Genomic DNA, 21,000 nt, shown 5'->3' with positions numbered 1-21,000 from the left:
GCCGCACTGCTCCATGTGAGCAACACCGAACAGTGGCTGAGGGAACATCTGCTCACCACGCGCCCCCACTGAGGCCCACCGCGGGCCGGGTCCCGTGCCGTGTCACCCGGTTACCTGACGCCGATCTCGGCCAGCTGCAACCGGTACTTGCTGCTTTCGTCGGACGCGGGTGCGCCCAGTCTGGTGGCCTTCAGGCGCAGGTAGCGGCCGGTGGCGGAGGTGAGGGTGTAGGTCTGGGGTGCTCCGTTCGGATTGGCCTGGCCGCTGACCGTGCGGAGGGTGGTGTAGGACGTGGATCCGTCGGCCCGGGTCTGGATCGTGAAGTCGACCGGGAAGCCGGCTGTGCCGCCCCCGGCCGCCGCGGTGTCGGTGCGCGGGTGCAGGGTGACCGAGCCGATCGCCCGGTTGGCGCCCAGGTCGATCTCGATCCATACGGGGTTCGCGCTCACGTCGGCGGCGGGGAGGTCGATGCTGGTGAAGCCCTTGGCGCCGCTGACGCTGGTGAGGGTGCCGTCAAGGACGCGGGTCTTGCCCCAGTCGCCGTTCTCCAGTGTGCAGTTGGCCGTGACGGTCGTCGCGGCGGTCGGGACGGTGAGTTCGGCGAGCTGGAGGCGGTACTTGGTCGTCTCGTCGGCGGCGGGCGTGCCGAGCTTGGTGGCCTGCAGGCGCAGGTAGCGGGCGGTGGTCGTCCTGAAACCGTACGTCCGCACCAGTCCGCCCGGGTTGGGCTCCGCGGTGACGGTGCGGACGGTGGTGTAGGTGCTGGATCCGTCGGGGCGTGTCTGGATCGTGAAGTCGACCGGGAAGCCCGCGGTCCCGCCTCCGGTCGCGGCGGTGTCGGTGCGGGGGAAGAGCCGTACGGCGTCGATGTCGGTGTCGGCGCCGAGGTCGATCTCGACCCAGACCGGGTTCGCGCCGACGTCGGCGGAGGCGAACTCGTTGCTGGTGTAGCCCTTGGCTCCGGTCACGCCGGTGAGGACGCCGTCGGTGAGCCGGCTCCTGCCCCAGTTGCTGTTCTCCAGGCTGTTGTTGCTGGAGACGGGCCTGCCCAGGGCGAGGTTGTCGAGACGGCCCGCGCCGGCGACCGTGAACGTCCATGTGCCCGGCTGGAGCGTGAAGTAGACGTACGAGGAGTCCTTGCTCACATACGTCAGGCCGCTGACGCTGCCGGTGGAGGCGCCGCCGGTGAAGACCGTGATGCCGCCTGCCTTGATGACGGGCTGGGAGCCGCCGTAGGTGGGCACACCGACGTGAGCCGTCGTGCCGCTCGGTGAGGTGAGGGTCAGCGTCACCTGGGTGCCGTCGCGGGTGATGCCGAGGCGGATGTCGCCCTTGACGGTGGGCGTCACCGTGTCGATCTTCGTGAGGGTGCCGGTCTGCGGGATGACGTCGAACGTCGTCCATCCGGGCTGTGTGGGGCGGACACCGGCCGCGTAGGCGGACAGCGCGTACAGCGGGCCGCCGTTCCAGGCGTGGTTGTCGGTGCCGGCGGCCTTGTCCCACAGCTCCCACAGGGTGTAGCAGGCGGGATCGGCGACCTGGGCGGCGTACCGGTTGCGCATCCGCTCCTCGGCGACGGTGGCCGCGCCCATGAGGTAGAGCGCCTCCAGGACGTAGAACTCCATGTAGGGGCTGGCGTTGAGGTGGGTGCGCAGTACCTCGGTGACGGCGCGGTGGCGTGAGGCGGGGGCGAGGCCCGCGACGACGGCGAGGGCGTTGGCCCGGTCGTCGGTGTCACGTGTGTACCCGGGCGAACGGTACTCGTTCTTCGAGGAGTTCCACAGGACGCGGTCGAAGTTGGCCTTGATGCTGTCGCGTTGGGCCTTCCAGCCGGCCACATCGCCGGTGTTGCCGCTGAGGTCGGCGAGCTTGGCGGCGGTGTCCAGGGCCAGGTGGTACCAGCAGTTGTCCAGGACGCGGGCGTCGATGTTGGATCCCCAGTCCTCCCAGTCCCAGTCGCCGGCACGGTGGTTGACCAGGCCGTCGCCGTCCAGGTTCCACAGGTTCAGGTACCGCTTGACGGCCGGGTAGGCGCCGGTGACGGCGTCGGCGTTGCCGGTGTAGAGGTAGTAGGTCCAGAACGACCAGACCGAGGCGAGCATCTGGGTGGGCAGTTCGCTGGTCCAGATGGTCGTCGGTACCGGGGAGTACAGCGCCCCGCTGTCCTTTGCCCAGGACGTCAGCTGGGAGATGGCCTTCTTGCCGAGCGCGTGGGAGCGGGTGTCGAAGGTGTAGAAGCCCTCCTTGAGCTGGTTGACGACGTCTCCCCACCACTGGGCGCGTTCGCGGGTGGGGCAGTCCATGTAGTTGTCGCGCATGTTGACGTACATGGTGCGGGCCGCCTTGTCCCACAGTGTGTCGAGGAAGGCGTCGCTGCTGCTGAACGAGCCCGCGAAGTCCGTGTCGTAGCCCGACTCCCGGTACTTCAGGTCGAGGATGGTCACGCCGGCCGGGATGGTGTAGCGCACGGCCGTACCGCTCATCCACGCCAGCGCCTCGAACTCCTGGACGCCGCCGCCGCAGATGTAGGTGGCGCGCATGTTGTAGCCGGTGCCGGGCTCGATCCCCGTCAGGTTGGCTCCGTCGTCGTAGTGATCGGTCTGGATGCCGATCACCGTCCCGGCCGGGGCGTCCACCTTCAGATACGGGGTGACCTGGAGGTTGGACGGGAGTACGGCGGAGACGGCGGTGGAGCCCTGGCCGGTGGCAGGCAGTGCGGCGGCGTTGGCGTAGGACTTCAGCCCGGAGTACCGGAACTGCGGGACCGGCCGCTGCACCAGGCCGTTCCAGGGCGCGGCACCCGCGGCACCGAAGTCGGTGGGTGCGCTCCAGGCACTGTCGTCGAAGCCGGACGACTGCCAGCCGGACATGGCGGTGGCGTTGCGGGCGTCGTAGTAGATGTTCGATTCGGGGAGCCGGAAGTTGACCTGCGTACCGCTGGTGTTGTTCGCGTACCCGGGGTGGACGGTGTGCTTCCACGTGGTGTCGCTGACGACGCGAGTGGTCGTCGATCCGGTCTGGATGTCGGACTGGAACAGCAGGCCGCCCCTGCCGCTGCTGTTGTGGGAGAAGCCCTGCTTGCCGAAGTACCAGACCAGCAGGGCGACGGTGTTGCTGCCGCTGGTGAGGTACGGGGCGAGGTCGATCTCGTCGTAGTAGGTGTCCGTGCGGTTCGGGCCGCGCTTGAGCTGGCCGTCGAAGACCACCAGCGTGCCGTTCACCCACAGCCAGTACTTCGAGTCCACCGCGATCTGGGTCACGGCCTTCGAGGGCGCGGAGGCCAGGGTGAACGATCTACGGAAGGCCACCCACTGGTTCGTCGAACTGGACGCCGCCCAGATCCACCGCCCGGTCCAGGACACCGCGGCGGACGCGGCAGGCGCGAGCCCGGGCAGGACCAGGGAACCAAGGGTGGGAGCGAGGGCCACGGCTACGGCGGAACGCAGGGCGGACCGCCGGGAGATGTGCTGCGTCACGGAGACCTTCCATGGGCTGAACGAAAGGGTTGAATCGTTTCAAGTCCCTGCTTGCAGGCGCGATCCTCTGCTGTCCGGGGGGTGGTGTCAATGGTTCGCGCAAGGATGGGTGGCCGGCCAACGAACTACGTTCTCGGGTCGGCCATTCAAAGTACGAGACGGTCGTCGTCGCCCGCTCGCGTACCCTCAGCGCCCCAGGCGGCAGCGGAGTAGAACCTGCCACCTCAACTCCGCCCGCCCGGGGGGCCGGCTCCTGGCCCGTCAAAGCTCAGAGCCTGTGACGGCCATCCACAGCTCCATGCCGGAGAGCATCAGCCGGCCCGGCCGCTGTGTGCCGGTGTCCGGGACGACCGCCCGGACCACAGGCTGGTCGCCCTTCTCGATGGTCACCTTTGTGCCGTCGTACGTTGGTGACTCGTCGGCCACGACCGAGCGGAGCTTCGCCGCGGCGCGGTCGGCGGTTTTCTCGTCCCTGGCCACGAGGCACAGGATCTCGGTGTTCTTGGCGCCCGTGGCAGCCTGCCGGCCAAGGGCGGACAGGCGTACCGGTTTGGCGGGGGTGAGGGGAAGGAAGTCGGCGCGACAGACGTCGCCCAGGCACTCGGCAAGGCGCTGGTACTCCTTCTTGTCTGCCAGCGAGGCGCCCTTCTTCGGGTTGACGCCCGCCATGGAGGTGTCGCCCTTGACGGTGGCGTAGGAGATCTCCTGCTTCGAGACACTCAACGCCATCGCCCTGCTGCCGGAGTTCGTCCAGTTCTCGGCGTCTCCGGTCCGCTTGTATCCGTTCGACTTCAGCGCCGTGGTGATGGCCGCCACGTCGAACGAGCCCCTCCCAGCGGCCCGCGCTCTCGGTGTCGACGGACGCGTCGATCTGGGTGACCTTCAAGGCATCACCCCACGGCCCGGGCGTGTACCCCAACAGGGTGCCGTCCGGCACACCGACGGAGCCCAGCCCCTTCTCGTCCCCCAGACCTGTGCGCTGTTGTGGGCATGACGAGGGAGCTCAGCGGCGATGCTGCGTTTGCCCCGGGCCACTTACATCAGGCGCAGGACGCCGACGACCTTCCCCAGGATCTGCGCCTGGTCGCCGCGGATCGGCTCGTGTGCGGGGTTGCGGGGCATGAGCCACACCTGCCCGTCCTGGCGGCGCAGCACCTTGACGGTGGCCTCGTCCTCCAGGAGCGCGGCGACGATGTCCCCGTGGTCGGCACTGTCCTGGCGCCGTACGGTCACGATGTCGCCGTCGCAGATCGCCGCGTCGATCATGGAGTCTCCGGACACGGTCAGCGCGAACAGATCTCCGTCGCCCACGACCTGGCGGGGCAGGGAGTAGACGTCCTCGATCATCTCTTCGGCGAGCAGCGGTGCGCCGGCGGCGATCCGGCCGACGAGCGGCACATCGACCGGTGCCTGGCTTCTGCCGCTCAGATCGGGTGTCCACGAGGGCCGCACCCGGTAGGCGCGCGGACGGTGCGGGTCGCGGTAGAGGACGCCCTTGCGTTCGAGGGCCGTGAGCTGGTGGGCGACCGAGGACGTGCTGGCGAGATTCACGGCCTGGCCGATCTCCCGCATCGACGGCGGGTAGCCCTGCCGGTCGACCATTTCCGTGATGTAGCGGACGATGGCTGTCTGGCGGCTCGTCAGCTCGCCGTCGGCGGTTCGGGAACCTGGCGGACGGCCCCGGCGCACGGGCGCGGTGTTCTCCATCCAGGCACCTCCGTACAAGATCATCAGAAGTACCCTAACCCACCGGCTTCCATAATTGGAACACCTTATCGAATACCTGAACCCGGAGAGAGGACTTGGCCGCGCCTCCCCTGCTGCGCCCGCCATGCCTGCCGACCACGCTCGTCCCTGTATCGCGGGCGTATCGAAATCCGCATACGTCACCGCAACGGCCCCCCGACTCCAATGGGGGCATGAACCCCAACGCCTCCCTGCCGGCATCGCCCCGCCTCACACGCAGGCTCGTGCTTCTCAGCCTGGCGTTCCTCGGTTTGGCGAGCGCCGTGTTCGTCGTGCGGCGGCCGCTCATGATGTCCGCTCCGAGGTGTATGGCCGGGCGGTGGCACGGCTGCTTCGACACGTTCAACGGTGTGGTGCTCATGACGTTGGTGACGGTGCCGTTGGCCGCGCTGGTGGTGTGCGCTCTGGCGCTCCGGCGGCGTGCCGTCGGCGTCACATCGGCGTGGCGGCTGTCGCTGGCCGAGGTGGGCATGGTCCACGGGACGGTGCCGTTCCTGTGGCTGACCATGATGCCGGGTGCCGGGGCGGGCACGGTCCCCGCCCGGGTGAGCCTCGTGCCGCTGCGGGACCTGCTCACGATGGGGGTGCTCGGGATCGTCGGGAACCTGCTGGTCTTCGCGGCGCTGGGGTTCTTCGCCCCGATGCGGTTCGCGGCGCCGGCGTCCGTGCCGCGGATCGTGGCGCTCGGGGCGGGGTGCTCGGTCCTGGTCGAAACCGCGCAGTACGTCCTGCGCCTGGACCGGGTGTCCTCCGTGGACGACGTACTGGTCAACGCCACCGGCGCCGTACTCGCCGCGCTGGCGTCGCGCCGCTGGTGGCGCACTGCGGCGGAGGCGGAGTCGGCGTCGGGCCGGCCTCGCCCCACGCCGACGCCGGCAGGCTGAGTCGCGTGTCCGGTGTGCACATGTCTTTGCATACGTCGCCGATATGGTCGGTTGCCTAGGCTTCGGACATGCGTGTTTTGATCGTGGAGGACGAGCCCTACCTGGCCGAAGCCGTGCGGGACGGTCTGCGGCTGGAGGCGATCGCCGCCGACATCGCCGGCGACGGCGACTCCGCCCTGGCACTGCTCGGCGTCAACTCCTACGACCTCGCGGTCCTCGACCGCGACATCCCCGGCCCCTCCGGCGACGAGGTCGCCCGGCGTATCGTCGCCTCTGGCAGCGGCATCCCGATCCTCATGCTCACCGCTGCCGACCGGATCGACGACAAGGCCTCCGGGTTCGAGCTGGGCGCCGACGACTACCTCACCAAACCGTTCGAGCTGCGGGAGCTCGTCCTGCGGCTGAGGGCGCTCGACCGCAGACGCGCGTACGCCCGGCCCCCGGTCCGCGAGATCGCGGGTCTGCGGCTCGACCCCTTTCGCCGGGAGGTCTTCCGCGACGGACGCTACGTCGCGCTGACCCGTAAGCAGTTCGCCGTCCTTGAAGTCCTCGTCGCCGCCGAGGGCGGGGTCGTCAGTGCCGAAGAGCTGCTGGAACGGGCCTGGGACGAGAACGCCGACCCCCTCACCAACGCCGTGCGCATCACCGTCTCCGCGCTGCGCAAACGGCTCGGCGAGCCATGGATCATCGTCACGGAGCCCGGCGTCGGCTACCGGATCGACACCGGTAGGGGCACCATCGCCCCCGGCAGTACGCATGGACAGACCAGTACGCATGCGTAGACGCCCAGGGCTCAGCGCCAGACTGAAACTCACCCTCAGCTACGTCGGGTTCCTCGCCGTCGCCGGCGCTCTCCTGCTGGCCGTGGTGTGGATGTACCTGCTGCGCTACGTACCCGACAACTCCCAGGGCCTGCTCGGGATCTCGCCCAACCGCTACCTCCTTGTGCACACGTTCGCCCCCGCCGCGGCCGTGGCGATGGCCTTCCTGCTCGTGTTCGGGCTCGTCGGGGGATGGATCCTCGCCGGCCGGATGCTCGCGCCACTCACCCGGATCACGGCCGCGGCGCGGAGGGCAGGCAACGGGTCGCTGTCCCACCGGATCCGCATGAAGGGCCGCCAGGACGAATTCCGTGAGCTCTCCGACGCGTTCGACTCGATGCTCGGACAACTCGAGTCCCACGTCGCCGAGCAGCGGAGGTTCGCCGCGAACGCCTCCCACGAACTGCGCACCCCGCTGGCGATCTCGCGGACGCTCCTCGACGTCGCCCGCAAGGACCCCACACGGGACCGGGGCGAACTCATCGAACGCCTGCACGCCGTCAACACGCGGGCGATCGACCTCACGGAGGCTCTCCTGCTGCTCAGCCGCGGCGACCGCGGAAACTTCACGCGCGAGAGCGTCGACCTCTCCCTCATCGCCGAGGAAGCCGCCGAAACGCTGCTTCCCGTCGCCGAACAGCGCCGGATCACGCTCGACGTCACCGGCGGAGCGGCCCGGACCAACGGCTCCCCGGAGCTCCTGCTGCGGGTGGTGACGAACCTCGTCCAGAACGCCGTCGTCCACAACCTCCCCGTCGGCGGCACCGTGACGGTCCACACCGAGGCGCACGGCGACACGAGCGTGCTGCGGGTCGAGAACACGGGCCGCCGCCTCCCACCGGAACTGGTACCGACCCTCACCGAACCCTTCCAGCGCGGAACGCAACGCGTACGCGCCGACGAGCACGCCGGCGTCGGCCTCGGCCTGGCCATCGTGCAGAGCATCGTCCGCGCCCACGAGGGGACCCTCACCCTCGTCCCCCGCCCCACCGGCGGCCTCCTCGTCACGGTCCGGCTTCCCGGCACGCCGTAGGCATCGTCCCGGGCAGGCCCCGGGCAGGCCCGCTGGATCGTTGACAGGAAGTCCCTCGATCCGCCGGAGAAGCGATGGTCGTGCAGAACGTTTTGGATGCCCAGCTTGTCCGCCATCAGCGAGAGAACGCCCGCCGCGTCGGGGGTCCTGCTGGTGTCCGGCTGCGATGTGCTGCTCGTGCCCGAGCAGGGCGAGGCCGTGGTCCTGCGGGCCCGGGACATCCTCGTGGCGGACGGCCGTATCGAGGAGGTACGGCCGGCCGGTGCCCCCGGCGCGCCGAAGTCGGCGGAGGTGATCGACGGTCGGGGCCTGCTGGCCGTACCGGGTCTGGTCGACGCGCACACGCACAGCCCCATGACGCTGATGCGCGGTGCGGCCGAGGACGTGACGGTCGAGGGCTGGTTCAACGACCGTGTGTGGCCGATGGAGAGGTGGGTCGCGATGGGGCCGACCCTGGGTCCCACCCTTGTTGCCGGCGTTCCAAAAGTTGGGGTACTCGGTGATGTGCTCCGGCGCGAGCACGCAACGTTCGGGCACAGGGACACCACAGCACCTGGAGCAGATCAGCCTGTCCGGGCGGTCGCAGCAGGAGTATGTCGCGCACGTACCGCTGACGTCAGGCAGCTTCCCCGGTCAGTGGGCGGACCCGCGCGCCGGCCTGCGGATCATTCCCTGGCGTTTTTTCGGCGAGAATCGCTGGGACACCTCCCTGCCACCGCCGAGACCCTCCGCGCCGCGCAGCCCACCGTACAGCCCACCCGGGATGCGGCTGGTGGCGGCTCCGACGATGCTGGCCGAGGCCCCTGAACGGCCGTCCGCGCCCGTTGACGCCGAGCGTCAACGGCGAGCCCGACAGTGGGAGGAGGCGTCATGACACCTCTGACTCGGGTGATTCGCATCCCGCTGAAGGGCGAGGGCTGCGTCCTGGCCGAGGATCTGACCGCGACCGGCGTCGAGGGCACGGTGAGGGCCGACCCTATCGGCGACGCGCTGCCTGATCTGCCCAGGAGCCTGGAGGGATCCCTGGAGCCGGTCGCTACGGCGGCACGCGACGCACTCGACCAGCCTCACGAGGCCCACCCGAACGAGATCACGGTCGAATTCGGGATCGGTCCGGCGGTCGAGGCGGGTGCCGTGATCACCAAGGGTCGGGCCACCGGGCACCTGAAGGGCACGGTGTCGTGGAAGCGGGACAGGCCCGGTGGACAGCCCTGAAGCCGTCTCGCCGGGGCTGCTGTCAGCCGTGGCCCAAATCCTGGGCCCGGACGGGAGGGTGGCCGGTGCGGGCTTCCTGGTGACCGAGGGGATGCTGGTCACATGCGCACACGTGGTCCGGGAGGCCGGCGGCGGGCCCGGCTCGCGGGTACGGCTGACGTTCCCGCACGTGGAGGGGGCGCCTCGAGCCGAGGGGCAGGTGCTGGGCGGGGCGTGGCGTGCTCCTGAGGCCGAGGACGTGGCGTTCGTGCGGCTGAACGGTGTCACGGAGGGGGCGGGGGTGGTGCCGTTGGGGTCCGCGGCAGGGTGCCGGGGGCATCAGGTGCGTTCGTTCGGATTCCCCGCCCAGGCTCCGCCAGAAGGACACTTCGGCTTCGGCGTCGCCGGTGAGTTGTTGCCGTCCACCGGGGGCAGGGGCGCACACCTGCAGTTGACCGATGCCAACGACCTGACGACCGGCTTCAGCGGCGCGCCGGTCCTGGATGAGGTGACCGGGCTGGTCATCGGGATGCTCACGGAGATCACCGCCCCCGACGCGTACGACCGGGGGCAGGGAATCGCTTACGTCACGCCGACGTACGTGCTGCGGAAGATCCGGCCGGAGCTGGCCGAGCGGGAGGTGGCCCCGTACCGGGGGCTGGAGTCGTTCACAGCAGAGCAAGCCCGGTGGTTCGAGGGCCGTACGGACGCGGTACGGCAGGTCGTCGCGAACCTGGCACGTCACCGGCGGCTGACACTGCTGCTGGGCCCCTCCGGCTCGGGCAAGTCATCGCTGGTCCAGGCCGGACTGCTGGGTGCGCTGGAGGCGGGTGAGGTACCGGGCAGCGACCGATGGCTGCCCGTCCTGGCCCGGCCGAGACAAGACCTATTGGTCGAGATCGAACACGCGGGACTCCCAGGAGCCGCCACAGACTCAATCGCCACAGCGGTCAACCGGCGACTCGCGGCGGAACCCGCCTACGATCGTGTCCTGTTGGTCGTCGACCAGTTCGAAGAGCTCCTCACCGGCGGACGTCAGGACCGCCCGGCCGCCGTGGACCAGATCACCACGGCGATCGGCTCGCACGCCGCGCTCACGGTGATCCTGATCATGAGGGACGACTTCTACCCCCAGCTCGCCGCTCTCGCCCCCGCGCTGCTGGACGCCGCGGTGCCGGGGATCCTCAACGTGCCGGGCACGCTCAGCCAACAGGACCTGCACGACATCGTCAGCCTGCCGGCCCAGGACGTGGGGCTTCGCCTCCAGCCGGGGCTCGCCGAGCAGATCGTCGCCGACGTCCTGGCCACCACACCCGAGACCACCAGCACCCGTCAGGCACCCGCCACGGTACTGCCGATGCTCGAACTCACGCTCAGCCAGCTGTGGCAGCGCCGCCAGGACGGGTACCTCACCCATGAGGCCTACCGGCGCATCGGAGCCGTCGGCGGAAGCCTGACCACATGGTGCGACACCGCCCTCGAGCACCTGCCCGACGCCCAGCGACCCGTCGCCCGGCGCATCCTCACCTCCCTGGTCCGCCCGGCCGACCCGACCCACCACATCCCCGCCGTCCGTGCCCAGGTACCTCTCGACGAACTCCGCGACATTGCATCCGACGACGGTGGCCAGGACGTCGACGAGGTCATCTCCGCCCTCACCCGCCACCGCATCATCACCACCCAACGCCCCGACGCCCCTCCGCGGCAGCCGGTGGCCGAACTCGTCCACGACGCCCTCATCCGTGACTGGGGCACCCTGCGCGATTGGGTCGGACAGGACCACCGCTTCCAGGAATGGCTCGACCGCACCCGGGAACGACGTGCCCGCTGGGCTGGGGGAAACGATCCCGGAGACCTTATGGCGGGAACAGCACTGGCGGAAGGCCTTGAATGGGCACGGCAACGCCGCCTGCCGGGCGACATCACCGCCTTCCTCGCCGCCAGCAAGGAGCGCCAACAGGGGGTCATCCGACGAAGCAGACGCCTCAACGCGATCCTGGGCGCCTTGCTCGCCCTCGCCCTCGTCGCCGTGGGGGTCGCGTGGTGGCAGTGGCGGACGGCCGACGACCGACAGAAGGCGGCCTTGTCGCGGCAACTCGCTGCCCAGTCGCACACGCTCATCGGCACGAACCCGGAACTCGCCTCTCTGCTGGCCGTCCAGTCCTACCGCACGAGCCACACCCCCGAGGCCCTCGAAAGCCTGCGAACCACCGCGTCTCTCCCTCTCCATCGACGGTTGACGAGCCACACGGAGGGCTTGAGCTCGGTGGCCTTCAGCCCCGACGGTCGTACCCTCGCCACCGGGAGTTTCGACCACACTGTCCGGCTGTGGGACGTGGCCACGGGCAAGACCCGCATCACCTTGACCGGACATACCGAGCATGTCTACGCGGTGGAGTTCAGCCACGACGGCCGCACCCTCGCCACCGGCAGCCTCGACGGGACGGTGAGGCTGTGGGAGGTGGCGACCGGCAAGACGCGCACCATCTTGAGGGGGCACGCAAGTTCGGTTTTGTCGGTGGCCTTCAGCCCGGACGGCCGTACGCTCGCGAGCGCGGGCTCCGACTCCACCGTGCGTGTGTGGGATGTCGCCACGGGCACGAACCGCACCACCCTGCACGGTCACCCCGGCGAGCGATTCTTCAGTGTGGTGTTCAGCCCCGACGGCCGCACCCTCGCCACCGGGAGCACCGACCCCACCGTGCGGCTGTGGGACGTCACGACCGGCGAGGTCCGCATCCTGAGCGGCCACACCGATCAGGTGCGCTCCGTGGCGTTCAGTCCCGACGGCCGCACGCTCGCCACCGGGAGTTACGACCTCGACGTGCGGCTGTGGGACGTGGGCACCGGCAAGACCCGCACCACTCTGACCGGTAACGTCAACGCGGTGAACTCGCTGGCTTTCAGCCCTGACGGCCGCACCCTCGCCGGCGCCGGATACGAGCACACGGTGCGGCTGTGGGACGTGGTCACAGGGGCGGCCCTCATCGCCCTGAGCGGGCACACCAACGTGGTGAATGGGGTGGCGTTCAGCCCCGATGGCCGGACCCTGGCCACCGCCGGTGTCGACCGCACCGCGCGGCTGTGGGACGTCGCCACGAGCAGAGCACGCATCCTGACCGGTCACACGGACTCGGTCTTCTCCGTGGCGTTCAGCCCGGACGGAGGCCGCACCCTTGCCACCGGTGGCACAGACAACACCGTGCGGCTGTGGGACGTCGCCACAGGCCGGGCACGCACCCTGACCGGGCACACCGGCCACGTCCTTTCGGTGGCGTTCAGTCCGGACGGTCACGCCGTGGCCAGTGCCGCCCGCGATGGAACGGTGCGGCTGTGGGACGTGGCGACCGGCAAACTCCGCACCACCTTGATCGCGCAGGTCAACCCGATCGGCTCCGTCGTGTTCAGCCCCGATGGCCGCACCCTTGCCGCTGGCGGCCTCGACGCCGTCGTACAGCTGGTGGACGTAGCGGACGGCATGACGCGCCGCGTCCTGACCGGGCATCGCGACGCAGTGACCTCGATGGCGTTCAGCCCTGATGGCCGGACCCTTGCCACCGGCAGCTCCGACGGCACCGGGCGCCTGTGGGACATCGGCAGTGGCAAGACACGCATCACCCTGCTCGGGCACACCGACCAGTTGAACTCGGTCGCGTTCAGCCACCAAGGCCATTTGCTGGCCACGGGCAGCAACGACTTGACCGTGCGCCTGTGGGACGTCGCCACGGGCAAGACACGCATCACCCTGCTGGGGAGCGCCGAGGGGGTACTCTCGGCGGCGTTCAGCCCTGACGACCGGACTCTTGCCACCGGCAGCGCCGACGGCACCGTGCGCCTGTGGGACGTCGCCAGTGGCAAGACACGCATCACCCTGCTCGGGCACACCCTGGAGGTAGCGTCGGTGGCGTTCAGCCCCGACGGCCGGACCCTCGCGACCGCCGGATCCGACCGGACCGCGCGGCTGTGGGATGTCACCCTCCCCTCATCTACCGAAGCGATCAAGAAGATATGCCGCGCGGTCGGCCGCGACCTCACCCCGCAGGAACGTACGGCGTACCTACCAGGGCGGTCCACCAGCCCCGTGTGCCCGTCCGGCTGACGCCGCGTGCCCCGATGAGAGGGGCTCCCGCTTGAACGGGGCAGCCGCGCAATTTCCCCGCCGCGGCCCGGCTGACCCAGCGGACTCGGCCGCATCCAGGCACGGCTGCTCAGGCAGCAGGCACGAACTCGCGGCCGGCGCCGGGAAGGCGGTCGCTCTCCAGCGGAAACCGCCCGAACGGGCTTCGGCGTCCGGAGGCCTCGGAATCGTCCATGACGACACCGGTCACGCCGTCGCGGACGTCCGGCACGTCGACCTGGCCAACGCTGCCGAGCCCGACCTGCGCACGGCCGTGCCCCGCCTCCCGCCGATGAACGCCTTCTCCGGCAGGCTCTGGCCCGTCACTGGTATCGCGCCATCCCCCTCGCCGCCACCTACCACGCGGCCGCCGCAGACCCCTCTCACGACGACCCAGCCCCAGGCGAACCGCCCGACCCTCCCCGCCGAGCGCTCCCCCCGACAGCCGCCGTCCTCGCCGTCCTTTTCGTCACGAGCGTCCTTCGGCACCGTCCTCCTCCGGGGGTCTCCCCCCGGTCTCCGCGCGGACCGCCCTCATGTGCCGGCGAGCCGCCGAGGCCGCCTGCGCCTCGACAACTTCGACAGCACTCACCCGTCCCCACCATCTGGTCCGTCTCTTGCCTCAGGTACGGAGTTCGACGCGTATCCGGTCGTCGTAGGGGATGACGACGGTGTAGCTGGAACCGGCGATCCACCGAGTCGGCACCAGGAACAACCGTGCGTTCGACTCGACGAGGAGGCACAGCCCCGTGTAGCGGTAGCGGAAGGCCTCCTTGTCTGCAGCCTCGGGCTTCGTGGGCGCTTCCGCCTGCAGGACGCCGTCGGGGAACATGGTCAACGGGGTCTGCGTGTACAGGACCACCTCTGGGCGACGGGGAAGTGACTCGGCATCGTCCAGGGCCCGTCCGCGCCCATAGGCGGCGGCAAAACTGTTCGCCGCCCAGAACGCTCCGGCCACCACTGTGACCGACACCCAGGCGAGCGCGTACTTACTGGTTCTGACAACGGCGGCGGAGGCCAGCCACACGGCCAACTTGCCCGCCCCCGCAGGTGGTTCGTCGTCCGTGCGGGCGGCGCGTCGCAGGTCCCAGCGGATGCCGACGTGGCGCAGCAGCCACAGTCCGTAGGCAACGGCCAGGACACCCGCCCCGAGGCTGACCGGTGTCGTGGCGATTGCCTCCGTACGCGCGACGTTCGGTACGAGCAGACCGACGACGCCCCGGGCGAAGGCCAGCAGCCCGATGAGGGTCACGAAGAGGCCGGCCCAGCCGGTGACGGGGTCGCGGTGCGGCGCTGACAGCAGCCAACGGAATCCGGCGTGCGTGGCGACCATCAGGAGGCTGATGATCGCGAGGATGATGAGGGGCGGGTACGCGACCTCGGCTCCGTAGAGCAGCGTCTCCTGGAACGACAGGTCGACCAGGTCCAGGTAGACGCCGAAGTACGCGAACCGTGCTCTCGTGGCCACGTATCCGAAGTAGAAGAGCAGCGCGGTGATCACAGAGGTTGGCGCGACCACGTTGGCGGCGGCCCACAGTCGTTCCCGGATCTGTGTCGCCGAGGATCCCGCCGTGGTGCCCGGTTCGGGGTCCGTTGTCATGTCCCGCTCGCCGGGGACGGCGGGGAGCCGGCCGACGGTGTCTGTGGGGTGGTTTCGGGGGACGACACCGGCGGATCCGGGCTACCGTCGTCCGTGTCCGTTGCCTGCGCGGCGAACGTCCAGGAGTCCGTGGCGGCCCAGGAACAGGTCTGGGACGAGGCCGCGGAACACGTGCCCGTGACGTTGACGACGAGGGTCGCCGTCTCCTCGGTGTCGAGGCCTTTCGTCCTTGTCAGGTTGAGGCTGCACGCATGGCGGGGCTTGTGGCCCACGCCTTCCAGGATCGTCCCGTGCCTGCAGGTGGTCACCGGGGGCGTCAGGTCGTCGCCCCAGTTGCCGTCCGGGGTCGCGGCGCTCGTGCACGGTTCATTGACGATCCGTACGTTAGTCGGGGCCTTCATGTCGAACGACTCGATCCGCACAGGGCGGTCGATCATGTTGGCCAGCACAATGCATCCGCCGAACGGGCCGAATCCCGTGGTGCCGACCTGTTTCGACTGCGGATACTGATCATTCAGCGTCGGCCCCGGAAGGTGAAGCTTGCCAGCCCCGTCCGATTCCTCACCAGTGCCCGTACTGCTGTTGTTGCCAGTACTGCCGCTGTCACCGCGATTAGTACTGCCGCTCACATTCCCAACCGATGTCCCAGAATCATCCGAGGTCCCAGAACTACCAGAATCAATTGATTCCCCGGACGGCCCCGTCGGTCCAGAAGCCCCCGAACTCCCAGACGTCACCCCACCTCCCACCGAGCTCCCCGCGCCACCCGACCTCGCGGGTCCATCGGAAGCAACACGCACGATGCCGTATGCGCCAACGAACAGAATCAACAGCGCCAATGCCGCGAGCGAGGCGTGAGCCGATCTCCGAACGGCCATAGGAATTCCCCCGAACTTCCCCTTTTCCAAGGATGGTACGGGCCGCCGCCGCCTATTCGTACCCCCATTCTCCGTACACGTCTTCGACACTGGGCTGGGGCGGTTCCGGCGACCGTTTGACCCCAGCCTTGGGTCACCCCGAGTCGTCAGTCCTCGGTGGGCTGCTGGAGCATGGCCAGGGTCAGGACGTTGCCGCCGATGCCCCAACCGCCGTCGGTGACCTCCTCGACCAGGACCATGGTGTTGGCGCGGGCGCGTTCGCCGTAGATCTCGACGTACAGCTCGGTGGTACGGGTGACGATCGTCTCCTTCTGCTTCTCGTCGAGGCTTCCGGCGGGGACCTTGAAGTTGGCGAACGGCATGGTGTTTCTCCTTCGGTACGTGGTGACGGGAAGCTGCCTGCGGTGTGCGGGTCAGACGATGCCGCCGTTGGCGCGGACGACCTGGCCGTTGACCCAGTGGCCGGCCGGGGAGGCGAGGAAGGCGACGACCTCGGCGATGTCGGCGGGGGTTGCGAGGCGTTCCAGTGGGGGCTGGGCGGCCAGCCGGGCGATGGTCTGTTCGTCCTTGCCGTCGAGGAACAGATCGGTGGCGGTGGGGCCGGGGGCCACGGCGTTGACGGTGATGTTCCGGCCGCGCAGCTCCCGCGCCAGGATCAGCGTGAGTGCTTCGACGGCACCCTTGCTCGCGCTGTAGGCGCCGTAGCCGGGGAAGGCGAGGCCCACGACGGACGTGGAGAAGGTGACCAACGTGCCGCCGTCGCGGATCCTCCGGGCGGCCTGCTGGGCGACGACGAAGGTCCCGCGGATGTTGGTGCGATGAAGCGCGTCCAGCTCCGCCAGGTCCAGTTCTGCGACGGGCGCCAGGTGCACCCGGCCGGCGGCGTGGACGACGACGTCGACGCCGCCGAACTCGGACTCCGCGGTCGCGAACAGTGCGGCGATCTCCTGCTCGTCGGCGACGTCGGCCTGGACGGCGATCGCCCTGCCGCCGTCGGCGGTGACCTCCTTGGCGGCGGCCTCGGCCAGTTCGCGGTTGCCCGCGTAGCCGATCACGACGGCGAATCGGTCGGCCGCGAGTCGGCTGACGGTTTCGCGGCCGATCCCGCGGGACCCGCCCGTGACGAGGGCGACGCGGGGTTCGGACGTGGCGTGGTAATCCACGGGGTCCGCGGAGTTCGCGGAGTTCGGGGTTTCCTGGGCTGACATGAACTCTCCTGCTAGAGGGGTCAGGGCGATGCCACGAGGGATGGATCGTGGCCAGGAGGGCGCCGGTGCGGCGCCGCGGTGCCCTGCTCGTGGCTCCAGAGTGGTTCGGTGTGCCCGCTCCAGCCAGGGCTGTCCCCACCCAAGGGTTGTCATCCCCTGTCTCGCGTCCGCCGGTGCGCGCGACGATAGGAGACGTGAACCATTCCGAACTTGCCGCGTTCCTCAAGTCCCGGCGTGACCGGATCCGCCCGTCCGACGTCGGCCTGCCCACCGGTCCGCGGCGCCGGGTGCCCGGTCTGCGGCGCGAGGAGGTCGCCCATCTGGCCGGACTGTCCGCGGACTACTACACCGAGCTGGAACGCGGACGCGGCGCCCAGCCCTCCGCCCAGGTCCTGGCCGCGCTGGCCCGGGCGCTGCGGCTGAACGGCGACGAACGCGACCATCTGTTCCACCTCGCCGACCGGCCCGTCCCTCCCGCCGCGCACGGGCCCACCGCGCACGTCCAGCCCGGTCTGCTCGGCCTGTTGGACCAGCTCACCACCACCCCCGCCCAGGTCATCACCGACCTGCACGAGACCCTCGTCCAGAACCCGCTGGCCGCCGCACTCGTGGGCCGGCACCCGGCGCCGCGCGGTCCTGAGGCGAGCTTTGTCCACCGCTGGTTCACCGACCCCGCCTCCCGGAGCGTGTATCCGCCCGAGGACCACCCCCACCACTCCCGGGTCTTCGTCGCCGACCTCCAGGCAGTCGCCGCCCGACGCGGCAGCGACAGGGAGGTGAGCCGGATGGTGGCCGTACTGCGCGCACGCAGCCGGGAGTTCGCCACCCTCTGGGACACCCACGACGTCGCCCTCCGGCGAACCGACCACAAACGCATCGTCCACCCCGCCCTGGGCGTCATCGAGCTGGACTGCCACAGCCTGTTCAGCGAGGACGGACGCCAGCGCCTGCTGTGGTTCAGCGCCCCACCCGGCACGGAGGGCGCGGCCCAGCTGAGCCTGCTCTCGGTCATCGGCACGCAGGACATGACAACCTCGACACATGCCTGAAGATCAGGGGAGAACGACTGGCGCGCAGAACATCTTGGCGCTCTGTCATCCCTTTGCGTCCCTCCGTCGAGGCGGGAACTTGGGTGAGACCGGAGGCTGGAACGTGGCAACCGATGTCTGGCGGGTGTGGGACGAGACGCAACGCCCGGCGTGGTCGTTCACGCCGTTCGAGTCCGTCGGCCCGCTGAAGTTCGGCATGACGTACGACCAGGTCCAGGCTGCGGTGGAGGGCGTCCTCGAGGTCGGGACCTCGCAGGGCGATGTCGAGGGTGTGCTCTGGGCCGAGCTCCGTTATGTGCACCGCCCTGCCAGGGGTTGTGTCGGGCCCGCCGTCACTGTGTACGGCGACCGGTCGATCGGCCTGGCGGGCATCGCGGTCAACGCGCTCCGTGGCCCCCAGGTGACACTCCACGGGACAGAGCTGGTCGGACAGACACCCTCGCAGTGGCAGACCTTCGAGTGGTGACAGGACGACACCTAGTGCCGCATCAAGCGAAGTTCGCCTTGTTGTGGCTCAGCCACGAGGAGAAGGCCAAGCTCCTGCGGCTGGAGCAGCGCGCCGCGCACCGCAAGAGCTTCCGCGAGCCCGGCGAGCGCGGCTCCAACCGCCTGCACCACACCTACGACCGGATCAAACCATTGAAAAGCCGGGAAAGAACGTCGCGCAGAAGGCCGGGCTGAACCGCTCCATCAGCGAGACGCTCGCTCAGCGCGCCGGCACCCTGGTCAAGGTCCCCGCGCCCGGAACCTCCCTGCGCCGCTCAGCCTGTGGCCTCACCACGCCGGGCAGCCGGGAGGACCAGGCCATGGTCGAAATCCGCGACAACCTCACCGACCGGATGCCCGAAGCCCAACGCGAGGCCCGGCTCGGCGAAGCCGAAGGCTTCTCCCGGTCCGGCTCGGGGCGACGCGAGCCCGTCGATCGACGGCCCCGCAGGCGATCACGACGACCGCGGCCCCCCAGCACTCGGTGCCCGCAGCTCGGCCGTGGCGTTCGACGCCTGTGTCACTGCCCCGCCAGTTTCGCCAGCCAGGGGTGTCCGGGATGCACGCGCGCCAGCCATCCGCCGAGAACGTCGCGCCGCGCCTGGCTCAGCAGCGGCAGGACCCCGTCGAAGTCCGCTTGATCCTTGGACCGTGTCCCCTTCGCTTTGAACAGCAGCACCAGTTCCGGCATCAGATAGGGGATGCCGTCCGCAGTTCGCTCGATGATCGCGTCGTACGGCAGCCGGAGGCTCTCGTCCCGCCGGCAGATCCACGTCCCGCCCTCGTGCGGCTCACGGAAGACGTCGAACAGGAACCGACCGCTCGCCGGATCCCGCAGCCAGGTCTGATGCGTGGCCGCGAGCGCCTCAGCTCCTGCACTCGCCCAGACCCGTCCCGAACCCGCCGCGTCAAACACGTACTCGGGAAAGCGGTCCCGAATCTCCGCGAAGCCCGCCGCGGGCACGGCGATCTCCAGATCGCCGTGGGGCCGCGACTGCCCTCCGCGGAACAGATCCAGGGCCCACCCTGCCGCGACGCACCAGGGCGCACCGACCCCGCCCAACCGCTGCGCAACCTGTTCCGGCCGCCAGGCATCCGCCCACCGAGCAGTCAGTTCATCCGTATCAAGGACGGCGCCGCCGGGTGGCAGAGAATCGGTCATCGGCACAACCTACTGTCTCGACTCGTGCCTTCACCGCTCCCCTGCGCGGTCGCGGGGCACTGCGGCTGGATCGTAGTCCCCTCGAGGACGCACGGCCGGCCGCGTCCTCGGCGACGACCGAGGGGATCTCGATCGGCGAGGGCGCGGCCGGGCAGTCCTGGTTCTGCTCGTTTCAGAGGCTGCGGGCGGTGATGTCGCCCTGGGAGGTGGTGGCGCGGATGTCGAGTTCGGTGGTGCCGTCGTTCTTGAGGGCGTTGCTGACGCGGCCATGGTCGGTGCCGGCGTCCAGGGCGGCCGAGACACCTGCGGCGGCGCCGACCGAGATGTTGCCGGACTGGGTGCGGAGCACGACCGTGCCGCGCACGGCCTCGGCGATCCGGATGTCGCCCCGTGCGGTGCTGATCTCCGCGGAGCCGCCCAGCCGGCCGACCTCGACGTCGCCGTCGACCGCGGTGAGGCGGACGCTCGCGGCCTCGTCGACCTTGATCTGGCGGTACGCGCCGTCGAAGACGATGTCGCCGAGGCGTCCGACGCCGCGGAGTTCGGCACTGGCGGCCTTCACCTCGATGCGGGAGCCGACGGGCAACTGGACGGTGACCTCCAGGGATCCGGAGGAAGCGAAGAGCTGGTTGTCGGGGGTGGGGGCCGTGATCCGCAGAACGCCGTCGGCGTAGGCGACGGTGGTCTGCTCAGCGGTCTTGGTGTCGCGGCTCTTGGAGGGGTCGGCGGGCTGGACCTCGACGGTGGTGTCGGAGTGGTCCGTGGCGATGAACTGGATGCGTCCGGCGGGGATGTCCAGGACGGCGGAGATCGGGGCGGGGGTGTCGAACTTCTGCATCGCATTCTCCCGTATCGCTCACTGTTTCTGACATCGGAAACGCTACGTTGCATTTTCAGGTCCAGCAACATAATCATTGCGCAGAATCTGCATTCACGCAGGTGAATGGCGGGATATCATTGCAACGACCTCGAAGGTAACGCAACGTCAGCCGCTCCGATCATTGCAATGGGCGAGAAGTGAACGCTATCCGCCACGCACGTTCCGGGGTCGCGGGTCAGGAGTCACGCCAGGGTGACCTGCATGCCGCCCTCGGTCAGGACATCGAGGTGCCGCCCAGGCAGTCGTCGAGGGCGACGCTCGGATCCTCCTTCACGCAGTCGAACAACCGACGGCTTCCGACGAGGCCCGGCACTTGACCACCGACCCCACCGGTGCCGGCGCCACTACTCAGCCGCAGGGGATCGGTCGGCGTTCTTCTTGGCCTGGGAGCGGGCGCGGAGGAACTCGATGACGATCGGGATCACCGAGATGAGGACGATCAGGATGAGGATCGCCTCGATGTTCT

At 69.5% G+C, this 21,000-nt stretch carries 18 protein-coding genes; 9 read left to right on the top strand and 9 right to left on the bottom strand.

What is annotated here, in order from left to right; all coding sequences use genetic code 11:
* Nucleotides 1-110: 110 nt before the first annotated feature.
* The 3 genes from ACIRF9_RS51525 to lexA form a co-directional block, all read right to left on the bottom strand.
* Nucleotides 111-3,476 carry a discoidin domain-containing protein gene (locus ACIRF9_RS51525; RefSeq protein ID WP_403837419.1) on the bottom strand — a complete coding sequence of 1,122 codons (3,366 nt, stop codon included), beginning with the start codon at nucleotides 3,474-3,476 and terminating at the stop codon, nucleotides 111-113.
* A gap of 261 nt (nucleotides 3,477-3,737) precedes the next feature.
* Nucleotides 3,738-4,292 (bottom strand): hypothetical protein, encoded by a 555-nt coding sequence (locus ACIRF9_RS51520; protein ID WP_403837417.1) that lies wholly within the window; start codon nucleotides 4,290-4,292, stop codon nucleotides 3,738-3,740.
* A 219-nt stretch (nucleotides 4,293-4,511) separates the two neighbouring features.
* Nucleotides 4,512-5,207, bottom strand: a complete 696-nt coding sequence (lexA, locus tag ACIRF9_RS51515) for a transcriptional repressor LexA (protein WP_403837416.1) — start codon at nucleotides 5,205-5,207, stop codon at nucleotides 4,512-4,514.
* Nucleotides 5,208-5,395: 188 nt separating this feature from the next.
* Here lexA and ACIRF9_RS51510 point away from each other — a divergent pair, with 188 nt between their 5' ends.
* The 6 genes from ACIRF9_RS51510 to ACIRF9_RS51485 all read left to right on the top strand — a co-directional run bounded on the left by ACIRF9_RS51510 (nucleotide 5,396) and on the right by ACIRF9_RS51485 (nucleotide 13,253).
* Entirely contained in the window at nucleotides 5,396-6,106 is a 711-nt protein-coding gene (locus tag ACIRF9_RS51510; RefSeq protein ID WP_403837414.1) for a VanZ family protein, read from the top strand.
* Nucleotides 6,107-6,174: 68 nt separating this feature from the next.
* Complete coding sequence (locus tag ACIRF9_RS51505) at nucleotides 6,175-6,888, top strand: response regulator transcription factor (RefSeq protein ID WP_403837412.1); 714 nt, start codon at nucleotides 6,175-6,177, stop codon at nucleotides 6,886-6,888.
* Entirely contained in the window at nucleotides 6,881-7,960 is a 1,080-nt protein-coding gene (locus ACIRF9_RS51500; protein WP_403837410.1) for a sensor histidine kinase, read from the top strand. Before ACIRF9_RS51505 ends, ACIRF9_RS51500 begins: the two co-directional genes overlap by 8 nt.
* Nucleotides 7,961-8,065: 105 nt before the next feature.
* Complete coding sequence (locus ACIRF9_RS51495) at nucleotides 8,066-8,767, top strand: hypothetical protein (protein ID WP_403837408.1); 702 nt, start codon at nucleotides 8,066-8,068, stop codon at nucleotides 8,765-8,767.
* Between the two features lie 63 nt (nucleotides 8,768-8,830).
* Nucleotides 8,831-9,175 (top strand): CU044_2847 family protein, encoded by a 345-nt coding sequence (locus ACIRF9_RS51490; RefSeq protein ID WP_403837407.1) that lies wholly within the window; start codon nucleotides 8,831-8,833, stop codon nucleotides 9,173-9,175.
* Nucleotides 9,162-13,253: a trypsin-like peptidase domain-containing protein gene (locus tag ACIRF9_RS51485; protein ID WP_403837405.1), complete on the top strand. Its 4,092-nt coding sequence runs from the start codon at nucleotides 9,162-9,164 to the stop codon at nucleotides 13,251-13,253. Before ACIRF9_RS51490 ends, ACIRF9_RS51485 begins: the two co-directional genes overlap by 14 nt.
* A 640-nt stretch (nucleotides 13,254-13,893) precedes the next feature.
* Here ACIRF9_RS51485 and ACIRF9_RS51480 read toward each other — a convergent pair.
* The 4 genes from ACIRF9_RS51480 to ACIRF9_RS51465 all read right to left on the bottom strand — a co-directional run bounded on the left by ACIRF9_RS51480 (nucleotide 13,894) and on the right by ACIRF9_RS51465 (nucleotide 16,957).
* Nucleotides 13,894-14,871, bottom strand: coding sequence for a hypothetical protein (locus tag ACIRF9_RS51480; RefSeq protein ID WP_403837403.1), 978 nt, complete (start codon nucleotides 14,869-14,871; stop codon nucleotides 13,894-13,896).
* The gene (locus tag ACIRF9_RS51475; RefSeq protein WP_403837401.1) at nucleotides 14,868-15,500 is read right to left on the bottom strand and encodes a hypothetical protein; all 633 of its coding nucleotides are present in this window, start codon (nucleotides 15,498-15,500) and stop codon (nucleotides 14,868-14,870) included. Before ACIRF9_RS51475 ends, ACIRF9_RS51480 begins: the two co-directional genes overlap by 4 nt.
* Nucleotides 15,501-15,895: 395 nt before the next feature.
* On the bottom strand, nucleotides 15,896-16,111 hold the full coding sequence (locus ACIRF9_RS51470) for a tautomerase family protein (protein WP_403837399.1): 216 nt from the start codon (nucleotides 16,109-16,111) through the stop codon (nucleotides 15,896-15,898).
* 51 nt (nucleotides 16,112-16,162) lie between these two features.
* Nucleotides 16,163-16,957 (bottom strand): SDR family oxidoreductase, encoded by a 795-nt coding sequence (locus ACIRF9_RS51465; RefSeq protein WP_403837397.1) that lies wholly within the window; start codon nucleotides 16,955-16,957, stop codon nucleotides 16,163-16,165.
* 194 nt (nucleotides 16,958-17,151) lie between these two features.
* Between ACIRF9_RS51465 and ACIRF9_RS51460 the strand changes: the two genes are divergently transcribed.
* From ACIRF9_RS51460 to ACIRF9_RS51450, 3 genes are all read left to right on the top strand, one after another.
* Complete coding sequence (locus ACIRF9_RS51460) at nucleotides 17,152-18,006, top strand: helix-turn-helix domain-containing protein (protein ID WP_403837395.1); 855 nt, start codon at nucleotides 17,152-17,154, stop codon at nucleotides 18,004-18,006.
* A gap of 103 nt (nucleotides 18,007-18,109) precedes the next feature.
* The gene (locus tag ACIRF9_RS51455; protein WP_403837393.1) at nucleotides 18,110-18,472 is read left to right on the top strand and encodes a hypothetical protein; all 363 of its coding nucleotides are present in this window, start codon (nucleotides 18,110-18,112) and stop codon (nucleotides 18,470-18,472) included.
* A 14-nt stretch (nucleotides 18,473-18,486) separates the two neighbouring features.
* On the top strand, nucleotides 18,487-18,687 hold the full coding sequence (locus tag ACIRF9_RS51450) for a hypothetical protein (RefSeq protein ID WP_403837391.1): 201 nt from the start codon (nucleotides 18,487-18,489) through the stop codon (nucleotides 18,685-18,687).
* Nucleotides 18,688-19,012: 325 nt separating this feature from the next.
* Here the strand turns inward: ACIRF9_RS51450 and ACIRF9_RS51445 are convergent, their stop codons facing one another.
* Nucleotides 19,013-19,654: a nucleotidyltransferase domain-containing protein gene (locus tag ACIRF9_RS51445; protein ID WP_403837389.1), complete on the bottom strand. Its 642-nt coding sequence runs from the start codon at nucleotides 19,652-19,654 to the stop codon at nucleotides 19,013-19,015.
* A 172-nt stretch (nucleotides 19,655-19,826) separates the two neighbouring features.
* Entirely contained in the window at nucleotides 19,827-20,492 is a 666-nt protein-coding gene (locus ACIRF9_RS51440; RefSeq protein WP_403837387.1) for a DUF4097 family beta strand repeat-containing protein, read from the bottom strand.
* Nucleotides 20,493-21,000: the final 508 nt, after the last annotated feature.

Origin of the sequence: Streptomyces sp. NPDC096132, assembly GCF_044763345.1 — a bacterium.
Taxonomy (GTDB): Bacteria; Actinomycetota; Actinomycetes; order Streptomycetales; family Streptomycetaceae; genus Streptomyces.
Note: the sequence above shows the minus strand (reverse complement) of the source record. Positions and strands in the feature narration are given on the sequence as shown.